Below are 11,627 nucleotides of genomic sequence, written 5' to 3'. Positions count from 1 at the left end.
CAATGAGACGTTATAGAACCTCAGACACAAAATGACAGTGCTCAGGTAGTTCCATTACTAATCTATCACCTGTATTTAATGGACCCACACCTTTTGGTGTACCTGTTAATACAACATCCCCTGGTAATAAGGTAAAGTTGTTAGCAATATATTGAATAAGTTCCACAATAGGGGTAAGCATTTCGCTACTGTTACCCTGTTGACGTATCTCGCCATTAATGGTTAAACGAATATCTATATCGGTTAGGTTGGGGTAATTACTGGCAGGAACAAAGGGTGTCAATACACAAGCACCATCGAAACATTTAGAGATTTCCCACGGTAAACCTTTTTCTTTAAGTTTTGCTTGTACATCTCTTAAGGTTAGATCTAAAGCAGGAGCAAAACCAGTAATCGCTTCAACCACTTCTGTTTTAGTAACAGAGCCAGATAGTTGCTTACCAATCAGTACCGCAATTTCTGCTTCATAATGAACAGCACCACGATGGTGTGGAATGCTAAAGCCGCCATTACTGCTGACAACAGATGTAGCTGGTTTAATAAATAAAATAGGTTCAGTGGGGATGGGGTTGTTTAGTTCTTTTGCATGTTCAGCGTAATTGCGTCCGACACATACTACTTTGCCTACCGCAAAATGAATAGTTGTTCCATCAATATATTGGTGTTGATAACTCATAGTAAATACTCAAACCAGAAATAATTTATTGTTGTTAGCAACTTATTAGATTTTAATAAGTCAATTAGTTCCATAATAGAAAAGCACTGTTTTTAATTACGAAAATGTTTGCTATTAACTCTCTAAAATAACCTTTATCGGTTTTGTGACGGCAATTTCTTGTGGCGTAATATGACAATGGTAAGCTAAAATTTTTACGCCTGCTTGGTGAGCTAATTGTAGTGCATTGGCATAGTCTCCATCAATTTCTTTACACACCCTTACCGCAGCAATATTGGTTAAATTTACACAGTACAGCAAAACAGTATTAGTTCCTTGTTTGGCTAATTCTGCTAGCTCCCTTAAGTGTTTACTGCCACGACTGGTTACTGCATCGGGAAAGGCTGCTATATCAGTGTTATCATAGCCTAGTGTGACACTCTTAACTTCCAAATAGGTGGTCGTTTGATCGGGATAAGTTAGGCAAAAATCTATACGAGAGTTTTCTTGACCGTATTTAACTTCACGGCGTAATTGGTTAAAACCTGCTAACTCTTTAATTACGCCTTGCTGTAGAGCTTCTTCTACTAACTTATTGGCTAAATGTGTATTCACACAGGCTAATCTACCTTGTGGCGTTTCAGCCAGTATCCATGATCCTGCGGATTTGCGTTTAGGATCGGTGGAACGACTAAACCAAATACGGCCGCCTTCACTCATGCAGTTAAGCATTGAGCCAGTATTAGAACAATGAATGGTTAATATTTCACCTGTTGAGGTTTTAATATCAGCTAAAAAACGTTTGTAACGTTTAATCAGTATTGCTTCTTCTAAAGGAGGATCGAATAGCATTTTTACCCTTGCCAATTTTGTAAGCCACGCGCAATGCGGTTCACAGCTTCTTCTAATACCGCTAAACTTTGGGTGTAAGCAAAGCGTACATGTTGATTAGAGCGATGGTTGCCGAAATCTAATCCTGGTGTAAAAGCCACGTGTTGATTTTCTAAAAAGTAGTAGCAGAATTTATAGGCATCATCAGTAAAGTTTGAAACATCTGCATAAAGATAAAAAGCACCGTCAGGTTTAGTGTTAATTTTAAAACCTAGTTCTGTAAGAGCGGGTAATAAATAATCACGACGTTTAGCAAATTCAGCGCGACGTGCTTCTAAAATAGCTTGTGTTTCTGGATTGAAACAAGCGAGTGCTGCATATTGAGAGACACTGGTAGCACTGATATAAACATTTTGTGCAAATTTCTCTAAGCTATCTACTGCTTCTAGTGGTGCCACTAACCAACCTAATCGCCAGCCAGTCATGCCATAATATTTAGAGAAGCTATTAAGAATGTAAGCATTATCATCTACTTGTAAAGCACTTGGTGCCTCTACATCGTAGGTTAAACCATGGTAAATTTCATCTGAAATAAAATAACCTTGGTGCTGTTGGCAACTGTTAGCCAACGCAGCTAATTGCTCTTTATTTAAAATAGTACCTGTGGGATTAGCAGGGGAGGCCACTAGAATGCCTGCTGTATTACTGTCCCAATATTGGTCTAGTAGTTCAGGGGTTAGTTGGTAATTACTGCTGTGATCAGTAGGGATCATTTTTGCATCGGCTTCTACCAACCTTAAAAAATTTCGGTTACAAGGATAACCAGGATCAGCCATAAGTAAGTGTTGACCTGCCTCCACTAATAAACCACTAACCAATAACAACGCACCAGAGCCACCAGGAGTGATTAAAATACGTTTGTAGTCTATATCAAGGTTATAGCGTGTTTTATACAGATTTGCTATTTCTTTACGTAATTCAGGTAAACCAAGTGCAGGGGTATACTGTGTGTAGCCTGCATCAATAGCCGCTTTAGCTGCTTGCAAAATAGGCTCTGCTGTAGTGAAATCTGGCTCACCAATTTCTAAATGTATAACTTGCTTACCTTCAGCTTGTAATTCATTTGCCCTAGCTAATAAAGCCATCACTTGAAAGGGCTCAATAGATTCACTACGTTTAGTGAAAGTCTTATTCATAAGAGTAAATGCCTTGTTATATCCTTGATCGAATAGTATATGATAACAAAATTAATAAATAATTAAGTCAGAAGTAATTGTTATATCACTTATTGTTTTTTGTAAGTGGCAATTCAGTCAACTTTGTACATTTTACCTTGTAGTATTTGGGGAAATATTATATTGTAGAAGTTATTTCAATTAATGATTAATACTAAGCATTAAGGATATTGAGTTAAATACTTTGCATTACTGTACAGGTGTTTAATTTAATGAATTAAGTGATAGAAAGACTAAAGTAGCACTAGATTAGTTTCTCGCTATCTGATAATTTGCGCCGTCATAATTTTTATTAAAGCTTATTAACAAAGGTTTAATATCCTTAAGGTTGTTTGTTTTAAAAAGAGGGAAAAGTAGTGGCTAAGGCTAAAAAAACTCCAGAGAAAAAAAGTTCTGAAGATACTATAGGTCAAGGATTCACACCTTATAAAGAAAAGAAAGGTGAAGAATACATGAGCGAAGCAATGCGTGGACATTTTGCTGAAATCCTTAAGAAATGGCGCGTAGAGCTTGTAGAAGATATGACTCGTACAGTTGAACATATGCAAGATGATGCTGCTAATTTTCCAGACCCTGCAGATAGAGCAACGCAAGAAGAAGAGTTTAGTTTAGAACTACGTACGCGTGATAGAGAACGTAAACTCATCAAAAAAATTGATGATACGTTACAATTGATTGCTGAGAATAATTATGGCTGGTGTGATTCTTGTGGCGTTGAAATTGGTATTCGCCGTTTAGAGGCACGTCCTACCGCCACACTTTGCATTGATTGCAAAACATTAGCAGAAATAAAAGAGAAACAAACAGGTCTCTAATCTTTTTGTTATCCTTTGTTAGCTATGCCTAAGCCTTACATTGGTCGCTTTGCCCCCACTCCTAGTGGGGGTTTGCATTTAGGGTCATTAGTAGCTGCACTGGCTTCTTATTTAGATGCTAAAGCAGCCAATGGTCAATGGCTTATTCGTATTGAAGATATTGATCCTCCAAGAGAAGTGGCTGGCGCTACCGATAATATTTTGCGTACTTTAGAAGCCTACGGTTTTGAGTGGGATGGTGAAATTCTTTATCAAAGTAATCGTTTGGCCACTTATCAATCGGTAATTGATAGGCTACTGAGTAATGGATTAGCCTATGCTTGTACTTGCTCAAGAAAACAACTAGAAGATTATTCAATTTATCCAAATTTTTGTCGTGATGCCTTAAAGCCTTGTATTGATGCTGCTATTAGAATTCGTGTGCCAGAATTAATTTATCAATTTAATGATCGAGTGCAGGGTAAGTTCTCGCAGCATTTAGGGCGAGAAGTAGGGGATTTTATTGTTAAGCGTCGAGATGGTTTTTTTGCTTATCAGTTAGCTGTGGTGTTGGATGATGCTGAGCAAGGAATTACTGATATTGTAAGGGGTGCAGACCTATTAGACTCAACACCTAGGCAGCTTTACTTGCAAGAGTTACTAGGGTTTTCTAAGCCAAACTATTTGCACGTTCCCATTTTGTTAGATGAAAATGGGCATAAGCTAAGTAAAACACAGTGTTCACCTATTTTACCCATAAAACAAGCCAGTCAATTGTTAATAACAGCACTAGAGATTTTAGGTCAACCTATAGAAACAAACTTCTATCAAGAAACACCGAAAAATATTTTAAATTATGCGGTAAGTAATTGGTGTGTTGATTTCATACCTAAACAACAAAAAATAACAGTGTCTGTATAAAATTTCAGCATTTTAAGCCTCAATTAATATTAGCTAATTATACTACTAAGTAGGTTTTAGTTAATCACTTTTACACTGTGCTTAGCCTTAAATAACCATTGCAAAGCAGCTGCTTTCACATTAGCTACTAAGTATGGCAACTATTAAAAATAATTTATAACTATCATTGTTTTTTGATTTGTTAGAGGTAACACTAATAGTAGAGTAATTAAGGGGTTAGTGTTACTTCTAATATCATCTTTGATCTTTATACAGAACGAATAAAAACCTTTGCTCACTTACATTTTATAATGTGTCTTTTTTGTTATAAGCTTACATAGCTTATAACTGTCTTACTTATTTGCAGTTACAAGTTTCTATTAGTTTTTCAGTATCCAATTATCTATGGCATAATAGGTAGTATAGACAGTATTAGGATGTTCTTCATATTTAGGAAAAACGATGAAAATTAAGCAAAATATAACAGTTTTAACAGTACTTTTAATGTTGTTAGGTATTGCAGGCTGTATGCCTAAACTAGACAGTAAAACCTATGGTAGAGAAGAAGTACGTAATATACAAAACGTTACGTTAGGTACAATCCTTAATTTAAGACCTGTTAGAATAGATGGTTCAAGAAGCGGCGTAGGCGCTGGTGCTGGCGCTATTGCTGGCGGTGCAGCAGGTGCTTCTGGCGGTGCTAACTCATTTGGTGATGCAGCAGGGGTTGTGGTAGGTGCTGTAATTGGTGCAGTAGCTGTTGGTTTAATTGGTACGGTAACTGAAGAAGGTCTTACCCGTACCGATGGGGTAGAAATGATCATTAAACAAGATGGGGAAGATGGTCGTTTAATTTCTATTGTACAAGAGGTAGATCCTAACCAAATTATTCGTGTCGGTGATCGCGTTTATATTATTGTTAATAGTTATAACAAAGTACGTATAGCACAGACAGGGCAGAATATAGCGGATCAACAACAGCCAAAAAATAATCCGTAATTTTGTAAAAGAATTATTGACTAATAGCGCGTAGCCTCGTAATGTTGCGCATTAATTTTGTTAATGGGTGGGAGTATTAGCTTGAAACCAGTAAAAGTTGGCTTATGTGGATTGGGTACTGTGGGTGGCGGTACTTTTAATGTACTAATGCGTAATGCACAAGAGATCGCTCGTCGAGCAGGTAGGGCTATTGAAGTGGCACAAATTGCTGCACGCGCGATTAACCCACAATGCCAAACAGGGAACACCCCAATTACGGAAGATGTGTTTGAGGTAGTTAATAACCCTGAAATTGATATTATTGTTGAGTTAATTGGTGGTTATACGTTAGCCCGTGAATTAGTGCTAAAAGCCATTGAAAATGGTAAGCATGTAGTGACTGCCAATAAAGCATTAATTGCTGTACATGGTAATGAGATTTTTACGAAGGCAGAAGAAAAAGGCGTTATTGTTGCTTTTGAGGCTTCTGTTGCTGGTGGTATCCCAATTATTAAAGCGATTCGTGAAGGGTTAGCAGGTAATCAAATTAATTGGGTGGCTGGTATCATCAATGGTACAGGCAATTTTATCCTAACTGAAATGCGTGAAAAAGGCCGTGCATTTGCTGATGTATTAAAAGAAGCACAAGAGTTAGGCTATGCCGAAGCTGATCCTACCTTTGATGTGGAAGGCATTGATGCCGCGCATAAGTTAACTATTTTAGCGTCTATTGCCTTTGGTATCCCTTTACAGTTTGATAAAGCTTATACCGAAGGTATTACTAAATTAACCTCAGAAGATGTATTGTACGCTGATGCGTTAGGCTATCGAATTAAACACTTAGGTGTTGCCAAACGTACAGAACAAGGTATTGAGTTACGTGTACATCCAACATTAATTCCAGCTGAGGAATTACTGGCTAATGTTAATGGGGTAATGAATGCAGTTATGGTAAATGGTGATGCGGTAGGCTCAACCTTATACTATGGTGCAGGTGCTGGTATGGACGCAACAGCATCAGCAGTTGTAGCGGATTTGGTTGATGTAGTACGGGTAATGACTTCTGACCCTGAAAACCGTGTGCCTCATTTGGCATTTCAACCATCAGCATTATCTAATATGCCTGTGTTAGCTATTGCTGATTGTGAAACAGCTTATTATTTACGTATTCAAGCAAAAGATTCGCCAGGTGTATTAGCTCAAGTGGCGACTATACTTTCTGAGCGTGGAATTAATATTGAATCTATTATGCAAAAAGAGTTAGAAGAAATGGATGGTAAAGTGCCAATGATTTTACTAACTCATAAAGTAACTGAAGCAAAAATGAATGATGCGATTACTGCACTGGAAGCATTAGAAGGTGTTGAAGGACAAGTAGTGCGTATTCGTGTTGAACAATTGAACTAATAAAGTGTATTAACTATGCGTTATATAAGCACCCGTGGGCAAGCGCCTGCACTTAACTTTGAAGATGTTTTATTAGCAGGTTTAGCCACTGATGGTGGCTTATATGTACCTGAGAATTTACCACATTTTACAGTAGAAGAAATCAGTAGCTGGGCTGGCTTACCTTATCATGAGTTAGCTTTTAAAGTGATGCGTCCTTTTGTTGAAGGTTGTATTCCTGACGCTGACTTTAAACAGATTCTAGCCGAAACTTATGGTGTGTTCGCTCATCAGGCAGTAGCGCCATTACGTCCTTTGGCTGGTAATGAGTGGGTGTTAGAGTTATTTCATGGCCCAACGTTAGCATTTAAAGATTTTGCCTTACAGTTATTAGGTCGTTTATTAGATTATGTATTAGCAAAGCGTAATGAACGTGTCGTTATTATGGGGGCAACCTCTGGTGATACAGGTTCTGCAGCTATTGAAGGTTGTCGTCGCTGTGAAAATGTGGATATTTTTATTCTGCATCCTCACAATCGCGTATCAGAAGTACAGCGCCGCCAAATGACTACTATCCTTGGCGAGAATATTCACAATATTGCCATCGAGGGTAATTTTGATGATTGCCAAGAAATGGTTAAAGCCAGCTTTGCAGATCAAGGCTTCTTAAAAGGTACTCGTTTAGTCGCGGTAAACTCCATTAACTGGGCGCGTATTATGGCGCAGATTGTTTACTACTTCTATGCTGCTTTACAGTTAGGTGGGCCATTACGTTCTGTGGCATTCTCTGTGCCTACAGGTAACTTTGGTGATATTTTTGCAGGTTACTTAGCGCGTAATATGGGGCTACCTATTAATCAATTGATTGTAGCCACTAATCGTAATGATATTCTGCATCGCTTTATGTCTGGCAACCATTATGATAAAGATCAGTTGCACCCCTCTTTATCACCTTCTATGGATATTATGGTGTCTTCTAACTTTGAGCGTTTATTGTTTGATCTACATGGTAGAAATGGTAAAGCCGTGGCTGACTTATTAGCTAACTTTAAACAAACTGGTAAGCTCTCCGTAGAACAAGAGCGTTGGACTGAAGCTCGTAAATTATTTGATTCATTAGCGGTATCTGATGAAGAAACCTGTGCAACTATCGCAGAAGTATTTAAACAAACAGGTGAAGTATTAGATCCTCATACTGCTATTGGGGTAAGGGCGGCACGTTTATGTCGTCGTAGTTTAGCTTTACCTATGGTTACTTTGGGTACTGCTCATCCTGTGAAGTTCCCAGAAGCAGTGGAAAAAGCAGGCGTGGCTAAAGCTATTGAGCTACCTGCTCATTTAACTGATCTGTTTAAACGTGAAGAACGTTGTACAGTGCTTGCTAATGATTTGGCGAAAATACAAGCTTTTGTTAGCCAACATGGTAATAGAGGCAAACCACTGTAATCTTTATGATGGATAAGGGAGCAAATAGCTCCCTTATTTATTTCTGTGTTTTATAAACGTAAGTTTTTAGTGAGGTTAGCATGCGCTTAGTAGGTATTTCAGGTAGTTTACGACAAAATTCGTATTCAACGATTATTTTAAAAACAATGGTTGAAATGGTTAAACCGCAAGCTGTTTTTGAGTTATTAGATATCGGTGCTTTACCCCATTACAACGGTGATTTAGAAAAAGAAGTATTGCCTACAGCCGTAACTGATGCTAGAGCTTTGGTACAGCTATCTGATGGAGTACTAGTGGTATGCCCAGAGTTTAATCATGGCATTCCGGGGGTTTTAAAAAATACTTTGGATTGGCTATCTCGTCCTGCTTTTAATAGTTGCTTTTTACATAAGCCCGTTTATTTTATTACACAATCAACAGGTGATTTAGGAGGTGTGCGCGCTCAGTATCAATTACGCGAAACCTTCGCCTCTATGTTGTGTCATATTATTCCTTTAAGGGAGGCAGCATTGGCGCATATTGGTGAAAAAGTAACGGATGGCGTGATTACTGATCCAGATACACTGGCTTTCCTAAAACGTACGGCTGACAGAGTTTTAAGTGAAATAAATAAGTTAAAGCAACAGCAGTAAATTGATGTTGTAAACACAGTAAATAGCTACTGAGTATTAAGGGAAAGTGTTCTCAAAAGACTTTTTTATTGAGAACATCAGCTTTGACTTTTTATCTTTTGCTAACTCATGTATGCTAGCAGGTTTATTACTCAATCCTAATTGATCCGTTAAAACCATGATGAAAGAACAATATTTACCTCAAGAAATTGAAGCAACAGCCCAGCAATATTGGGATAAAAATCAATCTTTTTTAGCGACTGAGCGTTCTGATAAAGAAAAATATTATTGTTTATCTATGTTTCCCTATCCAAGTGGTAAGCTGCATATGGGGCATGTGCGTAATTACACAATAGGTGATGTAATTAGCCGCTATCAACGTATGTTGGGTAAAAATGTTCTGCAACCTATGGGATGGGATGCTTTTGGTATGCCTGCTGAAAATGCGGCAATGAAAAATAAAGTAGCGCCTGCGAAATGGACTTATGAAAATATTGCTTATATGAAGAAGCAATTAAACAGCTTGGGTTTGGCGGTTGATTGGACCCGTGAAATCACTACTTGTAGGCCTGATTATTATCGTTGGGAGCAGTGGTTATTTACTAAGTTGTTCGAAAAAAGGGTTATTTACCGTAAAAATGGTACAGTTAATTGGGATCCTGTTGATCAAACAGTATTGGCTAATGAGCAAGTGATTGATGGACGCGGTTGGCGTTCAGGTGCATTGGTTGAGAAGCGTGAAATCCCAATGTACTATTTCCGTATTACCGCGTATGCGCAAGAGTTATTAGAGGATTTAGATAATTTAACGGGCTGGCCTGAACAAGTTAAGACTATGCAACGCAATTGGATTGGTAAATCGAAGGGGATGGAGATTTGTTTCCCTTATGATGAGCAAAGCATAGGTCATACTGGTCAGTTAAAAGTATTTACTACTCGCCCTGATACGTTAATGGGCGCAACTTATGTAGCAGTCGCTGCTGAGCATCCATTAGCCACTCAAGCAGCCGAGAATAATCCTGCGTTACAAGCCTTTATTGATAAGTGTAAAAAAGGTGGTGTCTCAGAAGCCGATTTAGCCACCCAAGAAAAAGAAGGGATGGCGACTAATTTATATGTTAAACATCCATTAACAGGCGATAAGCTAAATGTATGGGTAGCTAACTATGTATTAATGGCTTATGGTGAAGGCGCGGTAATGGCTGTTCCTGCTCATGATGAACGCGATTATGCTTTTGCGCAAAAATATAATTTACCGATTAAGCCTGTGATTCATACAAGTGTCGGTGATGAAGTGCCAGCGCCTTGGCAAGATGCTTACAGTGAATATGGTACGTTAATTAATTCGGGCGAATATAATGGCTTAGATTTTGAGCAAGCCTTTGCAGCGATTGGCAAAACATTGCAAGCACAAAATTTAGGGGAAGCTAGAACGCAATACCGTTTAAGGGATTGGGGGATTAGCCGTCAGCGTTATTGGGGTTGTCCAATTCCTATTGTACATTGCGATTGCTGTGGTGATGTGCCTGTTCCTGAAGATCAATTACCTGTGGTATTACCTGAAGATGTAGTGCCTGATGGTACAGGCAGTCCTCTAGCGAAAATGCCAGAGTTTTATGAAACTACTTGTCCTACCTGTGGTAAAGCGGCTCGTCGTGAAACAGATACAATGGATACCTTTGTAGAAAGTTCCTGGTATATTGCACGTTATGCCTCGCCACAATTTACGGGGGGTATGGTTGATAAAAAAGCGTCTGATTATTGGTTACCTGTTGATCAATACATTGGTGGTATTGAACATGCCATTTTGCATTTACTTTATACTCGTTTCTTCCATAAATTAATGCGTGATGAAGGCTTAGTAAATTCGGATGAACCAGTGGTTAATTTATTAACGCAAGGCATGGTGGTGGCAGAAACTTATTTCCGTACCGCTGATAATGGTAGTAAGACTTACTTTAGTCCGAATGATGTGATTGTCGAGAAAGATAACAAAGGCAGAGCAATATCAGCTGTTTATAGTGGAGATAAACAACCTGTTGAGATTGGTGGCATGTTAAAAATGTCTAAGTCATTCAACAATGGGGTTGATCCACAAACCATGATTGAGCAATATGGCGCTGATACTTGCCGTTTGTTTATGATGTTTGCGTCACCACCTGATATGAGCCTTGAATGGTCAGATGCAGGGGTAGAAGGTGCTAGCCGTTTTTTACGTAGGGTATGGCGTTTAGCTTATCAGCATGTAAATGCTGGATTACCTGAAAAATATAATATTGCTCAGTTAAATGATGAGCAAAAAGCGGTTAGACGTGCTATTCATCTAGCCATTAAACAAGCCAGTCAGGATGTGGGACAAAATCATAAGTTTAATACAGCCATTGCAGCAGTTATGACGTTAATGAATGTATTAGAAAAGGCGGCGAATGAGTCTGTAATTGATCGTGCTTTAATCCAAGAAGGCTTAGAAACAGTTACCTTGTTATTAGCACCTATTACGCCCCATATTTGTCATACATTGTGGCAGGCTTTAGGACATGAACAAGCAGTAATTAATGCAGCATGGCCAACAGTGGATGAGTCTGCTTTAGTGCAAGATGTGTTAACGATTGTAATTCAAGTAAATGGTAAACTTCGTGGTAATATAGAAGTATCTGCGAACGCTTCAAAACAAGAAATTGAAGCTGCTGCCCTTAGCCATCAGTCAGTACAACGCTTTATAGAAGGTGTTACAGTGCGTAAAGTGATTGTTGTGCCTGGTAAATTAGTTAATATTGTGGCTAATTAATAT

Annotated in this window: 10 protein-coding genes; 7 read left to right on the top strand and 3 right to left on the bottom strand. The window is 38.5% G+C overall.

Annotated features, from left to right (window positions below):
* Positions 1 to 10: 10 nt before the first annotated feature.
* From JHT90_RS11100 to JHT90_RS11090, 3 genes are all read right to left on the bottom strand, one after another.
* A complete protein-coding gene (locus JHT90_RS11100) occupies positions 11 to 676 on the bottom strand; it encodes a fumarylacetoacetate hydrolase family protein (protein ID WP_201090937.1) in 666 nt (221 codons plus the stop codon).
* Positions 677 to 790: 114 nt separating this feature from the next.
* The gene (sfsA, locus tag JHT90_RS11095) at positions 791 to 1,507 is read right to left on the bottom strand and encodes a DNA/RNA nuclease SfsA (protein WP_201090935.1); all 717 of its coding nucleotides are present in this window, start codon (positions 1,505 to 1,507) and stop codon (positions 791 to 793) included.
* Between the two features lie 2 nt (positions 1,508 to 1,509).
* Entirely contained in the window at positions 1,510 to 2,682 is a 1,173-nt protein-coding gene (locus JHT90_RS11090; protein WP_201090933.1) for a pyridoxal phosphate-dependent aminotransferase, read from the bottom strand.
* A gap of 443 nt (positions 2,683 to 3,125) precedes the next feature.
* Between JHT90_RS11090 and dksA the strand changes: the two genes are divergently transcribed.
* The 7 genes from dksA (at position 3,126) to leuS (ending at position 11,624) form a co-directional block, all read left to right on the top strand.
* Positions 3,126 to 3,536: an RNA polymerase-binding protein DksA gene (gene dksA / locus JHT90_RS11085; protein WP_236254119.1), complete on the top strand. Its 411-nt coding sequence runs from the start codon at positions 3,126 to 3,128 to the stop codon at positions 3,534 to 3,536.
* Between the two features lie 24 nt (positions 3,537 to 3,560).
* A complete protein-coding gene (gene gluQRS, locus JHT90_RS11080) occupies positions 3,561 to 4,436 on the top strand; it encodes a tRNA glutamyl-Q(34) synthetase GluQRS (protein WP_201090932.1) in 876 nt (291 codons plus the stop codon).
* A 441-nt stretch (positions 4,437 to 4,877) separates the two neighbouring features.
* Entirely contained in the window at positions 4,878 to 5,414 is a 537-nt protein-coding gene (locus tag JHT90_RS11075; protein WP_236253928.1) for a hypothetical protein, read from the top strand.
* A gap of 81 nt (positions 5,415 to 5,495) precedes the next feature.
* Positions 5,496 to 6,800, top strand: a complete 1,305-nt coding sequence (locus tag JHT90_RS11070) for a homoserine dehydrogenase (protein ID WP_201090931.1) — start codon at positions 5,496 to 5,498, stop codon at positions 6,798 to 6,800.
* Positions 6,801 to 6,815: 15 nt separating this feature from the next.
* Positions 6,816 to 8,225 carry a threonine synthase gene (gene thrC / locus JHT90_RS11065; protein ID WP_201090930.1) on the top strand — a complete coding sequence of 470 codons (1,410 nt, stop codon included), beginning with the start codon at positions 6,816 to 6,818 and terminating at the stop codon, positions 8,223 to 8,225.
* 80 nt (positions 8,226 to 8,305) lie between these two features.
* The gene (locus JHT90_RS11060; protein WP_201090929.1) at positions 8,306 to 8,857 is read left to right on the top strand and encodes an NADPH-dependent FMN reductase; all 552 of its coding nucleotides are present in this window, start codon (positions 8,306 to 8,308) and stop codon (positions 8,855 to 8,857) included.
* A gap of 160 nt (positions 8,858 to 9,017) precedes the next feature.
* Positions 9,018 to 11,624 carry a leucine--tRNA ligase gene (leuS, locus tag JHT90_RS11055; RefSeq protein ID WP_201095853.1) on the top strand — a complete coding sequence of 869 codons (2,607 nt, stop codon included), beginning with the start codon at positions 9,018 to 9,020 and terminating at the stop codon, positions 11,622 to 11,624.
* Positions 11,625 to 11,627: the final 3 nt, after the last annotated feature.

The organism is Entomomonas asaccharolytica (genome assembly GCF_016653615.1).
Lineage (GTDB): Bacteria > Pseudomonadota > Gammaproteobacteria > Pseudomonadales > Pseudomonadaceae > Entomomonas > Entomomonas asaccharolytica.
The sequence above is the reverse complement of the archived record's forward strand: the minus strand, read 5'-3'. Positions and strand labels throughout refer to the sequence as shown.

Excerpts from the sequence above, each read along its gene's own strand:
- JHT90_RS11100 (WP_201090937.1), bottom strand. The coding sequence starts at position 676 with ATGAGTTATCAACACCAATATATTGATGGAACAACTATTCATTTTGCG.
- sfsA (WP_201090935.1), bottom strand. The coding sequence starts at position 1,507 with ATGCTATTCGATCCTCCTTTAGAAGAAGCAATACTGATTAAACGTTAC.
- JHT90_RS11090 (WP_201090933.1), bottom strand. The coding sequence starts at position 2,682 with ATGAATAAGACTTTCACTAAACGTAGTGAATCTATTGAGCCCTTTCAA.
- gluQRS (WP_201090932.1), top strand. The coding sequence starts at position 3,561 with ATGCCTAAGCCTTACATTGGTCGCTTTGCCCCCACTCCTAGTGGGGGT.
- JHT90_RS11075 (WP_236253928.1), top strand. The coding sequence starts at position 4,878 with ATGAAAATTAAGCAAAATATAACAGTTTTAACAGTACTTTTAATGTTG.
- thrC (WP_201090930.1), top strand. The coding sequence starts at position 6,816 with ATGCGTTATATAAGCACCCGTGGGCAAGCGCCTGCACTTAACTTTGAA.
- JHT90_RS11060 (WP_201090929.1), top strand. The coding sequence starts at position 8,306 with ATGCGCTTAGTAGGTATTTCAGGTAGTTTACGACAAAATTCGTATTCA.
- leuS (WP_201095853.1), top strand. The coding sequence starts at position 9,018 with ATGAAAGAACAATATTTACCTCAAGAAATTGAAGCAACAGCCCAGCAA.